Origin of the sequence: Maribellus maritimus (assembly GCF_022267315.1) — a bacterium.
GTDB classification, from domain to species: domain Bacteria; phylum Bacteroidota; class Bacteroidia; order Bacteroidales; family Prolixibacteraceae; genus Draconibacterium; species Draconibacterium maritimum.
On the sequence record NZ_JAIKLE010000039.1, the window covers coordinates 1 to 18,711 of the forward strand.

The 18,711-nt window shown below is 38.3% G+C and carries 13 protein-coding genes; 3 read left to right on the forward strand and 10 right to left on the reverse strand.

All coding sequences use genetic code 11. From position 1 onward, the window contains the following. Positions 1–366: 366 nt before the first annotated feature. The 3 genes from K5G00_RS23995 to K5G00_RS24005 form a co-directional block, all read right to left on the reverse strand. Entirely contained in the window at positions 367–1,548 is a 1,182-nt protein-coding gene (locus tag K5G00_RS23995) for a hypothetical protein (RefSeq protein WP_238769049.1), read from the reverse strand. 340 nt (positions 1,549–1,888) lie between these two features. Beyond that, complete coding sequence (locus K5G00_RS24000) at positions 1,889–3,148, reverse strand: FISUMP domain-containing protein (RefSeq protein ID WP_238769050.1); 1,260 nt, start codon at positions 3,146–3,148, stop codon at positions 1,889–1,891. A 557-nt stretch (positions 3,149–3,705) separates the two neighbouring features. Next, entirely contained in the window at positions 3,706–4,926 is a 1,221-nt protein-coding gene (locus K5G00_RS24005) for a PQQ-binding-like beta-propeller repeat protein (protein WP_238769051.1), read from the reverse strand. 223 nt (positions 4,927–5,149) lie between these two features. Between K5G00_RS24005 and K5G00_RS24010 the strand changes: the two genes are divergently transcribed. Further along, positions 5,150–6,451, forward strand: a complete 1,302-nt coding sequence (locus K5G00_RS24010) for an aminotransferase class I/II-fold pyridoxal phosphate-dependent enzyme (protein WP_238769052.1) — start codon at positions 5,150–5,152, stop codon at positions 6,449–6,451. Between the two features lie 120 nt (positions 6,452–6,571). Here K5G00_RS24010 and K5G00_RS24015 read toward each other — a convergent pair whose 3' ends face one another. Together K5G00_RS24015 and K5G00_RS24020 are read right to left on the reverse strand one after the other, a co-directional pair. After that, on the reverse strand, positions 6,572–7,228 hold the full coding sequence (locus K5G00_RS24015) for a porin family protein (protein WP_238769053.1): 657 nt from the start codon (positions 7,226–7,228) through the stop codon (positions 6,572–6,574). A gap of 87 nt (positions 7,229–7,315) precedes the next feature. Continuing rightward, positions 7,316–7,744, reverse strand: a complete 429-nt coding sequence (locus tag K5G00_RS24020) for a co-chaperone GroES (RefSeq protein WP_238769054.1) — start codon at positions 7,742–7,744, stop codon at positions 7,316–7,318. Between the two features lie 85 nt (positions 7,745–7,829). On the opposite strand from K5G00_RS24020, the gene K5G00_RS24025 reads away from it, so the two are divergent. Together K5G00_RS24025 and K5G00_RS24030 are read left to right on the forward strand one after the other, a co-directional pair. Then, the gene (locus tag K5G00_RS24025) at positions 7,830–9,119 is read left to right on the forward strand and encodes a hypothetical protein (RefSeq protein WP_238769055.1); all 1,290 of its coding nucleotides are present in this window, start codon (positions 7,830–7,832) and stop codon (positions 9,117–9,119) included. A 339-nt stretch (positions 9,120–9,458) separates the two neighbouring features. Beyond that, positions 9,459–9,815, forward strand: coding sequence for a hypothetical protein (locus K5G00_RS24030; protein ID WP_238769056.1), 357 nt, complete (start codon positions 9,459–9,461; stop codon positions 9,813–9,815). Between the two features lie 41 nt (positions 9,816–9,856). Here K5G00_RS24030 and K5G00_RS24035 read toward each other — a convergent pair whose 3' ends face one another. The 5 genes from K5G00_RS24035 to K5G00_RS24055 all read right to left on the reverse strand — a co-directional run bounded on the left by K5G00_RS24035 (position 9,857) and on the right by K5G00_RS24055 (position 18,482). Next, positions 9,857–11,350: a sulfatase gene (locus tag K5G00_RS24035; protein ID WP_238769057.1), complete on the reverse strand. Its 1,494-nt coding sequence runs from the start codon at positions 11,348–11,350 to the stop codon at positions 9,857–9,859. Positions 11,351–11,428: 78 nt separating this feature from the next. Then, complete coding sequence (locus K5G00_RS24040; protein ID WP_238769058.1) at positions 11,429–13,204, reverse strand: RagB/SusD family nutrient uptake outer membrane protein; 1,776 nt, start codon at positions 13,202–13,204, stop codon at positions 11,429–11,431. Between the two features lie 23 nt (positions 13,205–13,227). Beyond that, positions 13,228–16,551 (reverse strand): TonB-dependent receptor, encoded by a 3,324-nt coding sequence (locus K5G00_RS24045; RefSeq protein ID WP_238769059.1) that lies wholly within the window; start codon positions 16,549–16,551, stop codon positions 13,228–13,230. 161 nt (positions 16,552–16,712) lie between these two features. After that, entirely contained in the window at positions 16,713–17,777 is a 1,065-nt protein-coding gene (locus tag K5G00_RS24050; RefSeq protein WP_238769060.1) for a FecR family protein, read from the reverse strand. Positions 17,778–17,894: 117 nt separating this feature from the next. Then, positions 17,895–18,482, reverse strand: coding sequence for an RNA polymerase sigma-70 factor (locus tag K5G00_RS24055; RefSeq protein WP_238769061.1), 588 nt, complete (start codon positions 18,480–18,482; stop codon positions 17,895–17,897). Between the last annotated feature and the right edge of the window lie 229 nt (positions 18,483–18,711).

Consider the following 18,711-nt stretch of genomic DNA (forward strand, 5'->3'; position numbering starts at 1 on the left):
TTTTTAGCTCATTTTTGCACCCCATTTTTACGTTAGCAACAGGATTTAATAAGCTCTGGAAGATTAGATAATTTTATTTGTTTTTCTAATCTGGATGTGCTTATGTGGGGAATGCCCTATAACGGGAGTCTGTGTAAAAACTATATTTAACCTTTTGAGATTTCATTTCTTCCATTTTTTCATGTGTACCTACCCAAATACTCTATTAGTTTTTGCACAGTTCGACGGTTGGTACACGTTGCCGGATTTCGGAGAGCGTTCCTGTCCGAAGGACACGGAACTGCGAAACGAGAATCCGCAGTTGGCGAACCACCGAATCCCGCCCTGCAATATGTACTGTGTTATAAAAAGTTGTTTTCATTTATGTTAATCGAAGTATTTAGAAAGACTAACTTCCCAGTCCGACACATTAAATTTATCCTCAATCCGTCCTTCTTTATTTATCATATAACAAATTCTTGAACAATATGCATCTCTGTATTTCTGGTAAATATCTTCGTTATATTTTTCTTCTGTATCTATTTGAAACCCTTCAAGGTTTTTATCAATTCCAAAGTCCAATCGAATGACGTAAGTATCATTTGAGTATTTTTCTCTAATATCATAATAGGCTTGAGTTGAGAATCGGTCACCTCCACAACCACAAGAATTAAGTATGATTATTGATTTATCTTGCAGATTTGAACTTTCTATCGTGTCACCTGAAACTGTTTGACAAGTAAATTCTGGTGCTATCATACCAACTTGTGTTCCAGTCAGTTTTTCAAAGTTCTTTTCTTCAGTGAGAACTATTGTTCCACTTCCATTATAAAGCTTTTGAAACTTGTAATAAAATTGTCCTAATTTGATGTATTCACCTTGCGCTACTATATCTCGGAAAATTAAGGTATCTCGCGCAATTCCATTGTCTGAGACGAGGTACATTATAGGGTCGAGAAAACAAAAGGTTGAAGAATTGTCATCTGCAACATTAATTAGATAACTTTTATTGTCAATTTCAAAATGAGATTGAAGATGTTGAGATGTTGATTCGAGAAGGCTATTTCTAAATATTCCTATTTTTAACCATCCTGTATCTTTTACAATTGTATTTCCATAATCAATTTGATATTTAATATCAATTAGATTTTCGTCTGATTTCCAGTCCCATTCTTTTATTTGCCTAATAGAGTCATCTCGTAAATCTTTATTGTTGTTATCGTCAACAATAAGAATTTCTTTATTGTGTATATTTCCCTTAATCATTAATATTTGTCTATCTGCTAAAGAATAGTTTTGTTGATAAAACACTTCTTGTTTTGACTCATCGAAATATTTCAATGAATCAAACATTAAAAAGTAGAATCCTAATTTCAAATCAGTAACACTGTCAGGTAACACAAAATGGTAGTTGGGATAGTACTCAAACCAGTCCAAATTTTTCCATTCACTTGTATCTCGGAAAGATGCTCCAGATGCGCCAATTTTGAAGATTCCATCACCTTTTAGTTTTACCGATTCAAGATACAAAGTGTCAGAATCTGAGGAAAAGTTATTTCTTTCGTGCATACTTTGACTGCATCCAAAAAAGAATATTATACAGCTAATTATGACTATATTTTTCATAAAGAAATTTCGATTAGCAGTGTCTTTTACAATTTCTTATAACGGGAGTCTGTGTAAAAACTATATTTAACCTTTTGAGATTTCATTTCTTCCATTTTTTTATGTGTACGTATCCGAATACTCTATTAGTTTTTGCACAGTCTGACGGTTGGTACATGTTGCCGGATTTCGGAGAGCGTTCCTGTCCGGAGGACGACGAGATTCTACTTGTCGAATCCGCACAAACCCAGCCATGCCTTATACCACGTGTTGTAGTGCGTTTTTTATTCATTTTTCAATATTACTAATCTTTGACACAACGTATTGAAAATCCATATCCCTTTGGATGTGGATCCCATTTGCCAACCTGTGAATTATTATACATGAGATACCTCCTATGTATCCAAAAATCATTGTATTCCGTGGAAGAATGCCAATGTCCTTCTTCACCCTCCCCCTTAAAATTTCCTCCACTTGTTGGATTAATAGTACCCCCTCCAGTTCTAAGTCCACCGGGTAATCCGTGAAATCCAATGCTGTCAGTTGCCGCAGTATTTGGATTTAACCAGTATGCGTTACCAGCTGCTTTTAATTTTCCTCCTGCAACAAGTTCGCCACCCAAACTGCTTGTCAGTATTGTCCATTCTTCATCACTTGGTACATGCCATCCTTCCGGAGCGACTTTCCGGCTATCATCTACGGTATACCAGTTATACAATCTTCCGTAAGTATCTGCAAAATCCTCATCGTTATTGTAACTACAGTAAGCGCCTGTTTTTAAGATACTCCACGCTTCGCCATCCGTCACGTTTGGAATGGAGTCACCGTTTTTATATCTGATTGTTTTTAAGTTTTCTGCCATCCACCACTGTGAACCAATCTTTACAACCGGATATAAGTTTCCATCTGCATCTTTACATTCGTAAAATTCAACTTCATATGTTTTCGATTCAGTTGGTGAATCAGCAATTTTAGTAATATTGTCACCTGAGTAAACATAAAAGAAAATCAAATCGTTATTGTCGATTTTAGCTGATTTTTCTCTTTTTGCAATCGAAGAATATCCATTGTATTCAATTTTACTTAACGTTGAATTATTTTTTACAGAAATTATTTTTTGAGAGAATTTATTTTTATTGCCAGTAACATTTAAAATATATAGTCCTTCGTTTTTTACCGAAATCGTAAACCTGTGAAGACCTCTGGTTATATTTTGCCTTTTTTCGGAAATAGTTCGACCATCAATATCTGTTAATGATATTTTTATCTGAGTTGTTTGCCCGGAATAAAATCGAAGTTCGGTTTTGTTAACAAAAGGATTTGGATAAACATCTATTTGTTCAAGATATGTTGGCAATAAGTTAGTGCCTGTAGTAAACGAACTCATATTAATTGTATTTGAACCTTTAACAAATACAGTTTTTCTTGTTTCTGCATTTATTGCTCTAATACTATCAATATTATTTTCAGGAGTAACGGAACTAAATGTTAAGATAAAATCTTGAGCAGTAAGATTAAAAACTGCGAGACTTAAGCTTATCTGTAAAAAGACTATTTTTCTCATAAGATATGATCTATTATTTGTTGATTTTTTTAGTTTCTTCAAAATGCACTACAACTAGTGTACATATTCACCTGTATTATTACCTTCTCTCAAAAAAAATTCAGTATCAACATCCGTACTACATATGGTCATATCTGTAAACATTAACCAACGGATCAACATCTGTTTTAACTTTTCCGGGGGGCTCCCTCACATGTTAATTAGAAAATTCTCTGCGGCCCGGGTTGTTTTTTTTGATTTCCGATGTTAAATATATACAAGCCACTGAAGTTCAACAACAAATGAATAGTGTTATTGAGCAGGTTGTTTGGGAGAAATGAGAAGAGAGACAGTGGGCACTGAGAGGGTGAGCAACTGGAAAGAGGAGAAGAGAGGGTGAGTGGTGAATGGTAAGTGGTGAGAAATGAGTGAGATTGCTGCTGAGATTGCGGGCACTCGCTGGAAGTTTTGAAATTGACAAAACAGGGGCTTATTTCCCGCACATTATGTGGTTATGGAAGATCGGCGGATAAGCGAGTGTTTTTACTTTCAGGTTTCTGTTTAGCCCAACAAACAAATTATTTTATTTCCCAGCGGGTAAGCATTTCTTTGTTTTTAACATAAATTTCAGCGCCTGTCACCAGCGGAGTTGCATACACCTCGGTATCGGAAACGTTGTAAGCCGCCACTTCATTGTATTTTTCAGAATTGGCTTCAAAAATTAAAATTTTGCCGTTTGCCGACATTGAAAGGATATGGTCGCCCAGGTCGAGGGTTGCCATAAAACGATGGTTTGAATTGTCGTCGCTCCAGGCCGACTCACCGTTTTTTGTTTCGATACAGTATGCTTTTCCCATTCGCGCTTCATGTCCGAACAAAAACCCGTCGTTTAAAACCGGAGTATTGTAATTGCCGCCAAACTCGCTGTTGTGCCAGTTTTCTGAAGTTGACCACGTGTTCCCCGTCTTTTCAATTTTAAAGGATTTTGTTCCTATACCTTGTCCGCAAACGATTACATTCCGGCCATCGATTACCGGAGTTGCAGAATTATAAAAACGCTGTTCTCCGGGCGTTGAGATTTTCCACAGTAAGTCGCCTTTTTTTGACAGTCCGATTACATGGGTTTCGGTTTGAAAAACCATTATTGCCTCGTCGTCAACGGTCATCAAAACCGGAGAAGCATAGGTTGCCGGTTCTCCTTTTAATTCCCAGATGATAGTGCCATTATCGGCATTAAAAGCTACAATGGTACCGTTATCGTGTCCGTTTAAATGGGCAACACACATTCCGTCAACAATCAGCGGCGACATGGAAGGGTAAAATTTTGGAACCTCTTTATAAGCGAGATTTTTCCAAATAATTTTTCCGGTAGCTGCATCCAGGCAAAACAACTCTCCTCCTGTTCCCAGGGTATAAACTTTGTCATTTTGCACTTCGGGTGTTGTTCGCGGTCCCGGGTGAGAAGCTCCGCCGCCCTCAAGCGTAACGGAGGGATGCAGCATCGTTTTCCAGATTTCGTTCCCTGTATCCTGATTGATACACAACGCCACGTGCTGTCCATCCTGTTCGGTGAGTAAATATAACTTTCCGTCGCCGCTTGAAACAGAAGCATCGCCGAGGCCTACGTTTACTTCCCAAATTTTATTTAATCCGTCAGGCCATTTCCCGGGAGCTATAAAATTTCCCACTTTTGCATCTCTGTTTTTTCCGCGCCATCCCGGCCAATCCTGCGCCTGGCCCGCTAAAACAACAAAGAATAAAACACAAATGCCTGTAACGTTTTTTAATAGCGTTTTCATCGATTTTAAGGTTATGGTTTTCCGATAGTAATTTTGAAATAAAAATAAAGGTTTATCGGGCAGAAACCAATACGCATTGACAAATAACAATTTCACAACTTAGCGGGAGAAATATCAGCATTTTATGAAAAAAACGGTCAATTTGCTAACAACCCGGTGAAAATCTATTGACGTTTTTCTATCTTGCACCCGATAATAAATTGAAATTTAAAACAGAACAAATATGAATCCACAGGCCGAGGAACTTAATGTTATCATCAGAGAAAAAAGTACAACGGTTTATGAACTTCTCTCCGAAAGGGGAAAAAACATTTTCTTTCCGAAAAAGGGCATCCTTGGACAGACCGCCGAAGCCAAGGGCACCAAAATAAATGCGACGATTGGTGCTGCCATTGAAGACGACGGAACCCCGATGCGTCTGGATACCATCGCCTCAAAAATTAACATGGATCCTTCGCTGGTTTTTCCATATGCACCAAGTTTTGGGCGCCCCGATATCAGGGCAAAATGGAAAACTATGATTTATGAAAAAAACCCGTCGTTAAAAGATGTGGAATTAAGTTTGCCGGTGGTTGCCAATGCATTGACCCATGGTGTTAGTATGGCGGGATATATGTTTTTGGATGAAGGAGATGAAGTGATTGTTCCCGACCTTTTCTGGGGAAATTATAACCTGATGCTTAATCATGCCTATGGGGCCAATCTTATAAAATTTAACCTGTTTAAAGCGGGTGCATTTGACCTGGAAGCTTTTGAGGCCAAATTAAATGAAGGCGGAATTGGGAAAAAAGCTGTTATCCTGAATTTTCCAAACAATCCGTCGGGATATACGCCAACGGTTGACGAGTATAACTCCATTGTTGACATTATTAAGAAGGCAGCTGAAAAAGGAAACAAAATTGTAGTTTTCTCCGACGATGCCTATTTTGGTTTGGTTTATGAAGAAGGGATTGCAGAAGAAAGTATTTTTAGTTCACTTTGCCGGCTTCACGAAAATGTGCTTGCTGTAAAAATTGACGGAGCAACCAAAGAAGATTACGTTTGGGGTTTCCGTGTTGGTTTTGTTACCTACGGAATTAAAGGTGGTGATGCAGCGTTGTACGGAGCACTGGAATCAAAAACGGCCGGAGCAATTCGCGGAAGCATTTCCAATTCGGCAAATATTTCTCAGTCGTTGCTGCTGGCTGCTTTTAACAGCCCGGAGTATGGTGACCAAAAAGTGGCGAAATTCAACATCATGAAAAAAAGATATGATGCTGTTAAAGAAACGCTAAAAGACGAAAAATACAAAGAGTATTTTGAAGCCATTCCTTATAACTCCGGATATTTTATGTGTATCCAACTAACAGAAGGTCTGGTTGGTGAAACCATCCGGAAAATACTCATCGACAAATACAGCATTGGAACCATAAGCTTAGGTAACGTTCTTCGTATTGCCTACTCTGCTGTGGCTGCTAAAGATGTAAAAGAAATGTTTGAAGGAATTTACAGTGCCTGTAAAGACAGTATTGCCGTCGGGAGCTAAGTTGCTACAACCGATTGCTCCGGGCACAAAAAAGCCGTTCCATTAAATAAATGAAAAGGCTTTTTTTTATTTGTTCAATTTGTAAGCATTTGTTTTTGGCTGTAATAAACAGACCCAAAGCTATTCCTTATTCTTTTCCTGATGAAGATTCAGGTAATATACCAGGCTTATTTCACCTATTTGATTGAGGGAACCGCTAAAAGGTTCCGAATCACTTCTAAAGATATTTATCATACTTTGACTGACTCTTCCTTCAATCTGAAATATTCCAACCGATGAGCGTCTTGCAAGTCCAAAAGCCCCGCTGACACCATACTCCAGATGGTTATCTATATCTGTACCATAATATTCTTTTACTTCCTCTTCACTTATCAAATCCATTTTTTCACTTTCCGAAAGAAGATAAGATACATAGGGCCCGATATTAAAAAAAACTCTTGTTTTACCCCGCCCAATATTAAAATGAGAAAGAAACGGGAGTTGAACATAGTTTAACTGCCTGGAATAGTCATTGGGATTTGCCAGGGTTTCATTCCAGCCGCCCTGCATATAGTTTAACTCAATCTGAATTCCGAGATTTTTCTGCGATATGTGTCGAAATACCAGGCCGCCATGAAACCCGATATTGTAGGTTTGCTCCTGCACCGGGTCAAAAGACACGCGTGATACATTTCCTCCCAGTCGGATTCCCCAGTCGGTTTCTGTTACAAAATCATTTTGTGCCTGTAGCAACGATGCTAAAAACAGCAGAAGCGTAAAAACCAATATTTTTTTCATTCTATTATTTCAGGTTTTTCTGATTCCTTTTTTTAATCCAAAGCGGCTTTTTACAACAATACGTACAGTATTGCCCCATATACAAAACTACTCAAATAAGTTCTCATCTCTTATTATCATCAAAATAGCAGAGTGAGGCAAAATAATGTATTTTTCATTGTTAAACTCTATTTCATATCCGCTTTTGTTCAGGTAAATGGCCAGGTCACCAATATGGGTTTGTAAGGGAACATATTTTATGTCTTCCTTTTTCTCCTTCCAAGTCTCATCGTCTTCAGCAACTGCAGGAATGGGATATCCGGGGCCGACCTTTACAATGTATCCACTGTGAATTTTCTCATTTTCCTGAACCGTTGGAGGCAAATATAAACCCGTTTTTGTTTTACTGGTAGGATTTTTGGGTTTTACCAAAACCCGATCGCCTACCATGATAAATTTTTCCAGATCTTTTTCTTCAATTACCAATGACATCGTTTTGATTTTTTGTTCCGTGCGCAAAGATATAATTTTCTGCATTTTTGAAATAAGTAATTTATTTTGGTTCATCCGGTGCCTCCTCCCAAATATTGTATATTTTTATGCTGATCTAAATTACTAAACCATGACGGAAAAACTTATTTTACTATTCTCCATTTTCTACACATTTACACTTTCAGGCGTTTTTACCCTTACCGAAAAAAAAATACCCGGGCTGGAAAAATCGGAAATTTATGTTCCTGCACGTGCGATAACCAATGGTCCCAAACATCACTGGTTTGGCTATTACGACAAACTACAGTTTGACCCGGGCAACAGGTTTGTATTGTGTATGGAGGTTGATTTTGAAGGACGTTCTCCGGAAGCAGATGATAAAATCTCGATAGGAATGGTTGACCTGGAGAATAATGACGAGTGGATAAAACTGGGTACATCAAAAGCCTGGGGCTGGCAACAGGGTTGTATGTTACAGTTTGTTCCGGGAAGCGATTCACTGGTTATCTGGAATGACAGAGACGGAGACAAATTTATTTCGCACCTGTTTAATATTTATACCCGCAAGGAAAAAATACTTCCGTTTGCCATTTATGCATTAAGCCCTGACGGCGTGCACGCTGTCACCACCGATTTTGAACGAATCCAGGACACCCGTAAGGGGTATGGCTATGCCGGAATTGCTGATCCCAACCGGGATGATATTGCACCGGACAATGCGGGGATTTATGTATGCAATTTAAAAACAGGCAAAAAGAAACTGATTATTTCCTATGCGCAGATGGTAAAAATGCCCATGCTGGCCGATGACAATGCCAATAAAGACAGGGCTGAACAAAAAAACTGGTTTAATCACCTGCTTTTTAATACCGACGGAAGCCGTTTTATTTTTTTACACCGCTGGAAAGCTGTAAACAAAAAAGATGTAGGTGGTTTTGCGACGCTGATGTACACCTCTGATTTAAAAGGGAAAGACATTCGTCTGGTTGATCCATCAAACTATACTTCGCATTTTATCTGGCGCGACAAAAATCATATTGCAGCGTGGACACGTCAGCCGTCTCATGGCCCGGGTTTTTATGTTTTTACAGATGGGAAACCGGAAGAAACCTATGTTCTCAACCAGGAAAAAATGCCGGTAAACGGCCATAATACCTATCTACCCAACAAAAAAGACTGGATACTAAATGATTCCTATCCTGATGCAAACAGAAAACAACACGTCTATCTTTATAATGTAGTTACGGATCAAAAAATCCCGCTCGGCGATTTTTACCTCGCACCGGAATACAAAGGAGAATGGCGCTGCGATACACATCCCCGGTCAAGCAATAACGGCAAACTGGTTTGTATAGACTGCCCGACAGAAAATGGCGGCCGGCAACTGGTTTTAATGGACATTTCAGAAACAGTAAAGTGAAGTAAATATCTACGCCCAAAGAACGTGGCTTTGGGATAAGCCAAAGGGATAAAATACGAATTGTTATCGTTTCTGCTTCGTGGTATGTTATGCTTTTGAGTTTTAGTCATAATGTTTTTAGCCACGAAATCACCAAAACCCGAAATTAAACAAAAGAAAAGGGCAACCCCGTTCCGAAAAGGTGGGATTTTAAACCCAATGCATCTGCGACAAAACGCTAGTTTTTTTAAGCTCTCGCCAGACAATAAAATACTTTTCTGTCTGTTAACTTGGTTTTCAATTAATGATTTCATAACTTGTACCATATCAATTCATTACAAATCATTAAATCGTAAAATTATGCTATCGAATGAACAAGTAGTTTACATTGCTAACAAAATCAATGAAAAAGTCAATCTGCCTGTACTTGGCGAAAAAGCTGAATTTTTTATCATTAAAAAAGCAGTTACCAAAGTCCTCGACATTCTTGAAGATGAAATCCCGGAGGAATATCTCGATTTTCTGGAAGATACCGCCAAGGGATTTGACCCGGAGCAAGGTGCAAACATTCAACTGATAAAAGACAATGTTGTTGAATTTGTAAATCAAAAAGTAAATATCCCGTTGCTTAATGAAGAAACCGAAAAAGAAGTTTTTGGCGTTGCCATCGATGTACTGATTGATGCAATGACAAAAGATAAAAAGTTAGAGCAATAAATACGAATCAACTACAGATCAGAAAAACACATCACAGACTTTTACTGGTTGTATAATCCGGTATTCCCCTTCTCCCAGAGAGGGGTTAATTTTTTCACTATCTCCGGCTTTTCTGCAGCAATATTTTTTGTTTCATTTGGATCTGCAATATGGTCATACAATTCCACTGTTGGTTCAGCATTTCTGAAATATTTTGTAAGGCGGTATCTTTCTGTTCGTAAAGAAATCCCGTTGCGGAAATAGCCATATGAAGCTTCAGTCCAACTGGCTACACGATTATCAAGCAAAGGCACTATACTTTTGCCATCCGTTTCATGAGGCATTTCCACATCACACAAATCCAGCATTGTTGGATAAATATCAACTGTACTAACCACTTTGCTAATGGTTCTGCCTTCTGTCTTTCCCGGGGCCCGGATGATAAAAGCACTTCTCAGCGCCCGTTCAAAAATGGTATGTTTTCCCCACACCAACTGGTCGCCCAGATGCCAGCCATGATCGCCCCACAATACAACCACAGTATTTCCTGACAGACCCAATTTATCCAGTTCGTCGAGCAGTTTGCCAATTTGCGCATCGGTATAACTTACACAGGCAAAATAAGCATGTCTTAATTTTCGGGCATATTCGTCGGATACCGGACCTTCAAGAGTGGCTTCCTCATCTCCCAGTTTATACCCATTAAACTCACCACTGCTATGCAAACCGGCTTTGTTTGCATTTTCAGGAATAAAAGGATTGGGAGACAAAGGCAGTTTACTTTCGTCATACATATCCCAGTACTTTTTTGGGGCGTTAAAAGGAAGATGCGGTTTAAAAAAGCCCACTGCCAAAAAGAATGGTTCTTCTTTTTTCGCCAGTTCATCCAACTTACCCACTGCCAGTTCAGCGGTTAATCCATCGGGGTAGCCTGAATCACCTACATTGCCCATTTCATAAGGTTTTACCTGGCGGTTGAGGCTCTGCCGGTTACTGCCATCGGCATATCCGAAAAATGCGTTCCAGCCGGTAACCCATTTCCCAGGATTAAGCAACATTTCATCCCAACTGTGTGGCAATTCGTATTCTGTGCCTACCGGCTCGGTGTATCCATACAACAAACCATCCACATAATGACTGATTTTTCCTATTCCCACAGTATAATATCCGTTTCGTTTTAATTGATGGATAAATGTTTCAGGTTCTTCTGTTTCAGGTTTTCCTGAAATAAAATTGTGGCAGGCTTCATTGCTTAAATGGCCCCCTGTTTTTGGAAGCATCCCCGTTAACAAGCTGTAACGCGAAGCTCCACATGTAGGAACCTGCACATACTGGTGGGTAAAAACAGCCCCTGAAGCAGCCAGCTTATCAATATTTGGGGAATGAATGTATGTTTTGCCGTAGCATCCCAACTCGGGACGAAGATCATCTACACAAATAAAAAGGACGTTGGGCTTTTGCTGTTCCGGCTTTTTCGCGTCAGCAATGTCTTGTTTTGCACAACTAAAAAAAGAAGAGAGTATCGATAAGAATGCAATAAAAATCATAATCTTCATAATTTATAAAACCTCAGGATATGGGAAAAAGCCGCTTCTGTGAAGCGGCCTTTTATTTAACTAAATAACCAAACTAACTTAATCTTCCTCTGTAATTTCTGTTTTCGGAGGAATATTATTTTCAACACCAGGATAACCTGTATTCTGATTAATTGTCCCGCCCTGATTATCATCAATTACATCTTGAGGAACAGGCCAAAGAACGTGAAAGGCTCCAATTTTAAATTCGTTAGAACCCCATGTATAACCCACATTATAAAAATTATTTTTATCCTGAACTCGATCAAACCAATAATTATCCTGGTCAAAGCTGTCAATTGAATATCCATTCATATTGTTATCGGCCATGATAAAGGCAATACGAGTCAGTTCGCATTTCCTTGGTTCCTCTGTATACAATTCGCGAGCTCTTTCATCTAAAATGTACTCAATACTTACATCACTGGATTCCACTGGGGGAGCTAAAGCACGTTCCCGAATTTTATTTATGTCGGAGGCAGCACTGGCCATATCACCTTTCCACACATATGCTTCCGCGCGAAGGAGATAGGTTTCTGCCAATCGAAAAACATACCAGTCGCTATGGCCACCATAGGGTTGATCCGGACGTTCTTCATCTTCAATGTAAATTTTGTAGTAGGGCCATGGGAACCATGACTGAAATGTATCAATCGGATTTGTATAATCTTTTGTAACTGGCTGTCCATAATATGCCGACTCGGGATTATTATGAAGTAATTTTTCCATTGGCATCCAATTAACCACCGTGTCATGCCTTAAATCCGTCTGACAATTTTCCCACACCTCATAGTTTACATAATTACTAGGTCTGGCATAGCCAACTCCCCTGCCCCACTTTATAACCTGCTGATCTCCACGGGCATCAGTACAGGCAGCCTTACCATCTGCATCTTTTAAATAAATACGATGCCACCATAAGGGCGCATAGTTTCTCATAGAAGTTGTCCCCCCTCCTGCTTCTGCATCAGGATATCCATACTTATCCTGACAAACCAAAAGAGCTTCTTTGTTTTCTGCTAAACTTTTATTCTCTTTTTGATGCAAATCCCATATTATATTATACTTATCATCACCAGCATATTTTCCAAACCTGTTTGTCATAAGCGAATGAATTCCATCATCAATGGCGGCACTTGCTGCTGAAATTGCTCCATCAAAATCACTGTTTGCTAAATAAACTTTTGCCAGCAGGTGATTTCCAGCTGCCCTGTTTACCTTTCCTGGATCTACTGCTTCAGGTAACCATTGAACCGCGAACTCCATATCACTTTGAATCTTATTCAAGATTGTTTTTCTGGAATGTGTATAAAAATCAATCTTGGGTTCGGTATATTCCTTATTCAGAAAAGGCACGTCACCAAACTGATGAACCAAGCGGTAATACCAATAAGCCCTGTGAAAATAGGCTTCTGCCAAAATTTCATTTTTATCTTGTTCACTACTCCATTCAGGCGCATCGATTCGTGAAATTACTACGTTGGCATTTCTGATTTGATTGTAACCGACATCCCAATGGGTAAAAAAATTGTACTGCCCTGTTCCTGTTGGCATTACCTGAGTGAAAAAATTATGTGTCGCAGAAGTTTGTTTATTGCCAGCCACACACAGGTCAGAGGTTATCAATTCATTCGTTAGTTCGTTAGCGGCTCCATAAAAATCGTGACGAAGATTTTTACGCATTGTTAGTAAAACTGCATCCATCCCGGCTTTATCGATATATATACTTTCAGGCACAAAAATTGAAAGTGGTTTTGGTGTTAGCCACTCATCGTTACACGAAATAGCCAATAAAGCTAAAAAGGTGATCAAAGTATATTTAAATATTTTTTTCATTATTCTTCGTTTTTAAGTTTCAACTATAAACTTATATCAATACCTATACTGGTGTACATGGGCATCATATTAGTACCTGATTCAGGATCATAATGCTCCCACCCGGTTATTGTCAGCAAATTTCTAAAACTTGCAAAAATCTTTAGGTTCTGAATTTTATATTTTGAAATTTTTGATTTTGGTATGTTGTAAGAGACTAATAAATCCTGTAACCGAACAAAAGAACGATTTCCCCAGTAATTAAAACCTGGAGAATCGGTATCAGAATTCAATCGAGCATAATCGTTGATTGGATTATCATATGTCCAGTATGGTCTGTACATACGATTTCTGCGTTCAAAATCAGTATTCGCCCCTGAATTTAAGTGCAAATTATTGACACCGTAATATCCAAGATCTGCTCTAATAAAAGCCGAAATTTCAAAATTCTTAAAAATGGTAAAATCATTTCTAAAACCAATACGGTATTGAGGGGTTTTATATCCCTGAAAAACTTTATCATCAGTCGGATTTAAGATTCCGTCTTCATTCACATCTCTAAGTTTCATATCCCCCGGCTGTTTACCATAAACCGCAGCCTCTTCTTCTTCTCCAAGTTGCCAAACACCCAGAATTTCGTAGTCCCATATCCGATCGAGCGACTCACCGATAAACCATCCGTTACCAATATCATCTGCTTCTTGTTGTCCGATTACGTTTCCGTTCTCATCTAAAACGTCTATCATTTCACCATATAGATGTTTAATCTTGTTTCTATTAAAAGAGAAAACAAGATTTGAATTCCACCTTAGATTTGACTTGTTAATATTTGTGGAATTCAGAGTAAGCTCAAACCCTCTGTTACCTAACTCCCCTAGATTGGCTGCAACACTGCTGTACCCTATTATCCTTGGTAAAGATCTGTTGAGCAACAAATCTTTGGTTGTCATATCATAATACTCCATGGAGCCAAAAAGCACGTTGTTAAATATTCCAAAGTCAATACCAAAATTAAATGCCTCTGTTCTCTCCCAGCGAAGATCACTGTTTGCCATTGTACTACTATAAACACCGGTTGCTAGAGTGGTCCCATAAATGTACTTTGTGGTACCTAATCTGGCTAAAGCATCATACCTGCCAACTGCCCTATTTCCGTTTGCTCCCCACGATATTCTCATTTTTAAGTTATCAATCCAATTTACGTTAAAAAAATTCTCTTCAGAGATTCTCCAACCAACTGCAGCAGAAGGAAATTCAGCATATGGATGCTTCTGTCCAAAAGCAGAATATCCGTCACGACGCCAGGTACCTGTTAGGATGTATTTATCCATCAAGGAATAATTTAAACGAGCCATTAAAGCATTTCCTGTGCTGTACTGATCGTTATCATTTAAATTTGGACTTATCCCCGCTTGTAATGCGTGATATGAAAGAGCACCACTGGGAGCAAATTGAGAATTCTCCTGCGAACTCTGCCAATATTGGTATTTTTCTGCGTTGATAAGAAAAGTGGCATCAAATTCATGAATGCCTGCAAATGACTTTTTCCATTTAAATACATTGTCTACTTGCCATTCGTATGAAGAACTTTCAACGCGGCTTCCGTATCCCTGATTGGAAAAACCGTTTGGAGTAGTTATTGGGTCAAAATAATAATTTTTTCGCCATGTATATCGATTTACATAAGATACCTTGTATGAAATACCAAACGGAAATTTAATTTCACCGAAGATTGTTGCAAATAGTGTCTGTGTTTTATCGAGTTTATCCCGATATTCATAGTACAATAGTGGATTTAGAGAGGTATTATCACCGTGAGGATAGAAAGTAAGTGTCTTGCCATCCTCTTCATAAATATTCCCATAAGGACTTGCGGATATAGCATTTCCAAGACTGGTACTTTGAGAGCTTTGATCACGGTCGGCATATTGTACGTTCGCCCCGACCTTTAAAAAATCTGTCACATCTGCATCAATATTTACACGAGAACGTACATTCTTGTAATCATCTCCAAGAGTTACGCCCTCATTATCTGTATATCCAAACGACCAATAATATTTTAACAATGCAGTTCCGCCAGAAAGACTGAGATCATAATCCTGTCGCAAACCATTTCGATAAACTTGATCATACCAATCTACTGTTTTTCCTGCCTTATAATTATCTAGCTCTATTTGAGTCATGCCCATCCTGTCAAACCACATTTGAATAACATCGTCGCTCGGTGTAGCATCATAATTCTTCCATTCTTCGATAGCTAAACCATCAGGCAGATTATTGGGGTTGGTATAATAATAGTCTGGCTTATCCTGATTCACATCAGCCCAATAGTCACCGCGCGACTGCAAGTATTCTTCCGGTGACTGAGAGCGCATATGATGAGTTAAGCCTGTCACTCCAATTTTTGTACTAAAATTGACTGTTGGCTTTGAAGTCTGTCCACGTTTAGTTGTCACAATTAAAATACCTGAAGCTGAACGTGCACCAAAGATAGCGGCAGAACTTGCATCCTTAAGAATGTCAATACTTTCAATGTCATTAGGGTTTATATCGCCAATATTACCGTTGTATATAACTCCATCCAAAACGACCAAAGGATTTGTATCAGCGGCTAAAGAAGTTGGCCCCCTCACTTCCATAGAGCCTCCTCCTGCCGCAGAAGTTCCTTGCGTTGAGTTAAATCCAGCGACAGTACCATTCAGCATTTCAATCATACTTGTATTTTGTTGAGCAGCATATTGTTCTGCGTTAACTCTTTGCACAGAGCCAGTCAAATCACTTTTTTTCATTACGCCGTATCCTACTGCTATCACCTCATCCAAGCCAATAACATCCTCTTCCATCTGAACATCTATATTTGTCCTGTTATTTAATTCTACTTCTTGTGTCTTTAATCCGATAAACGAAAAAGTTAAGGACTCTGCTTTAGAAGGTATTTCAAGTTCAAATGTACCATCTGGATTTGTGACTGCACCAATAGTTGTACCCGGAACCAAAACGGTTACTCCCGGAAGCGGTACTCCGTTTGAATCGGTAACTTTTCCTGTTACTTTAATCTGCTGCTCCAGTTGATTTGTTAATACAATCATCCGGTCTTTGAGTACAAAATCAACGTCAGTACCGTCAAAAATCTGCTCCAGGACATTCTCTACTTTCCTGTCTTTACAATTCACAGTTACTAACCTGTTAACATCAACCAATTTATTGTTGTACAGAAAAAAATAATCTGTTTGTTCCTCAATGTCTCTCAATACTTCTCCCACAGAGCTGTTTTTTATATTGAGCGAGACCCGTGCATCCTGACTATATCCTGTTGTAGCAAACGTTTGGAATAATGACAAGAAAAACAGAAACAATGTAAATCTCATAATTAGTAGAGTTTTACGACTTGGAATGCAGGCGCACCGAAGCCGCTTGAATAAATTTTTTTTCATAAATTTGAATTGTTTTAAGTTAGACTTATGCTCTTCTGAGCGTATTTCTTAATAATTAACCGGGATGTGCTGGAACCACTTCCCGGTTTTATTTTTTATTTTCTTTTACTTTGTATGCTTACATTTAATGTTTCATATTCATTATTTTCGTTTATTTCTCTTTTTTCCATGTTATAATTAATTGGAGATGTTATAGTTATCAACTCCAGTATTTCATTCAATCCCTGATCTCCGAAAGTTCCGGTGATTGAAAAATCTTTTAATTCCTCATCTTCAATTTTAATATCGGCATTAAACCATCTCCCTAATTTTTGGCAAACGTCTTCCAGGGGATCATTACGAAAAACAAATTTTCCGGAACGCCAGGAGACATGTTTATCTATGTCGTCGTCTTTAAGGACAAAACGATTTGATGAAATTTCATATTTAAGTGTTTCCCCGGGTTTTAACATATATTTTCCCTGGGGAAAACCATCCTGGATCCGGCTTATTTTAACAGAACCTTCTGTTAAAGTGGTTTCTATCAGATTGTCATTTTTATATGCCAGGCAATTAAATTCGGTTCCAACAGCCTGAACATGTAATTCTCCTAAATCCACAATAAAAGGTTTTCGTTTATCGTGCGCTACTTTAAAATAGGCTTCACCTTCCAAAGTGATTTTGCGTTCATTTCCTCCGAAGGCCAGGGGATACCTTATTTTTGTATTCCCGTTTAACCAAACTTTCGTACCGTCGGGCAGTTCAAAAACAGAACGAAGCCCTGACGGTGTTTCTATGTCATTATAAACCAATTGAGCAGAGGTTTTAAACAGTTGTTGAGGGCTTTTTACAAAAAACTGGAGGACACTTAACAACAACAGCGGGAGCAAAAGTATTGTAGCCGTCTTTTGCCAGTAATAAAACCATCCTTTTTTCTGCTGAGCTCTTTTCAACCGATCCTTTACTTTTGCAAAAGCAGAATGGGTATTCACCAGTTTCATCATTTCCAGGTCTGCGATTTGCCGAAGCAACTTTTCTGAATTGTCAAAATCTTTTTTTAAAGGCTCTGAAGATTCTGTCAAAACCTTTAACTGTCGTAATTCATCATCCGAAGCCGTACCTGCCAAATACTTATTTAACAGGGTTTCTTCTTTTTTCTTATCCTTTTTTGAATCCTTCATTTTTTTGTTCGTTATTAGCTATGACGATGTTCGAACACTTTATACGCGCTCTATCCATAAAAAAAATTAAATATCCGGGAAAGATGGAGAGAGTCCTTTCTAAAAGTATATGATTTATTAAAGTCCTTTTGTCAGAATCAGCAGAAGAATTGAAGGGAGGTAAGCCTCTAATTCCGTTCGAAGGATACGTATGGCTTTGCCAATATGTCCTTCAACTGTTCGCACTGATATATTCTCATTTTTTGCTATCTCTGCGGGTTTCATTCCCTCAAACCGGTTCATTAAAAAAACCTTTTTACACTTTTCAGGCAATTTTTCTATTGCCATTTTGATTTGCTCTTCAAGTTCGGCTTGTACCAAAAAATTTTGCTCTTCGTTACCCGTTCCTGCCTGAACGTAAGTCAATTCTTTTTCAATCCTGATTCCGATCTTTTTTCTTTTCAAAAAATCCAGACTTCTGTTTTTTACCGCCGAAAAAAAATAGCTCTTGAGCGACTGCCGTATAACAAGCTCTTCACGGTAAAACCATAAACGGAAAAAGAAATCCTGAACGATATCTTCGGCCGTATCCATATCTTCGACCAAACGATAAGAAAAAATGACCAGGCCTGAATAATAATAATGAAAAAGGTAGTCATAGATTTTCGAATTACCTTCTTTCAATCCTTCAATCAAAATCTTCTCGTGCAAAAAACTTTCAGGCATTTATCTCAATTATAGTTTAAGTTTTTAAGTCTGCAAGAATAATTAAATAAAGCCCGGCAAATTATTCATAGATTTTTAAATCTAAAAATCATAAAGTAAATTTCTGCAAAATAAAATCAACAAAAGTTATGTTGGCTAAAAAAAGAGCAAGCTTAACATCCACCTAAACAACGGAATACAACAACAAAATCGACTCAAACAATACTCACAATAAATACATCAAAACACA

Coding starts and splice junctions, on each gene's coding strand:
- K5G00_RS24040 (WP_238769058.1), bottom strand. CDS start 13,204: ATGAAAAAAATATTTAAATATACTTTGATCACCTTTTTAGCTTTATTG.
- K5G00_RS24000 (WP_238769050.1), bottom strand. CDS start 3,148: ATGAGAAAAATAGTCTTTTTACAGATAAGCTTAAGTCTCGCAGTTTTT.
- K5G00_RS24020 (WP_238769054.1), bottom strand. CDS start 7,744: ATGCAGAAAATTATATCTTTGCGCACGGAACAAAAAATCAAAACGATG.
- K5G00_RS24025 (WP_238769055.1), top strand. CDS start 7,830: ATGACGGAAAAACTTATTTTACTATTCTCCATTTTCTACACATTTACA.
- K5G00_RS24030 (WP_238769056.1), top strand. CDS start 9,459: ATGCTATCGAATGAACAAGTAGTTTACATTGCTAACAAAATCAATGAA.
- K5G00_RS24010 (WP_238769052.1), top strand. CDS start 5,150: ATGAATCCACAGGCCGAGGAACTTAATGTTATCATCAGAGAAAAAAGT.
- K5G00_RS24005 (WP_238769051.1), bottom strand. CDS start 4,926: ATGAAAACGCTATTAAAAAACGTTACAGGCATTTGTGTTTTATTCTTT.
- K5G00_RS23995 (WP_238769049.1), bottom strand. CDS start 1,548: ATGCACGAAAGAAATAACTTTTCCTCAGATTCTGACACTTTGTATCTT.
- K5G00_RS24015 (WP_238769053.1), bottom strand. CDS start 7,228: ATGAAAAAAATATTGGTTTTTACGCTTCTGCTGTTTTTAGCATCGTTG.
- K5G00_RS24045 (WP_238769059.1), bottom strand. CDS start 16,551: ATGAGATTTACATTGTTTCTGTTTTTCTTGTCATTATTCCAAACGTTT.
- K5G00_RS24055 (WP_238769061.1), bottom strand. CDS start 18,482: ATGCCTGAAAGTTTTTTGCACGAGAAGATTTTGATTGAAGGATTGAAA.
- K5G00_RS24035 (WP_238769057.1), bottom strand. CDS start 11,350: ATGAAGATTATGATTTTTATTGCATTCTTATCGATACTCTCTTCTTTT.
- K5G00_RS24050 (WP_238769060.1), bottom strand. CDS start 17,777: ATGAAGGATTCAAAAAAGGATAAGAAAAAAGAAGAAACCCTGTTAAAT.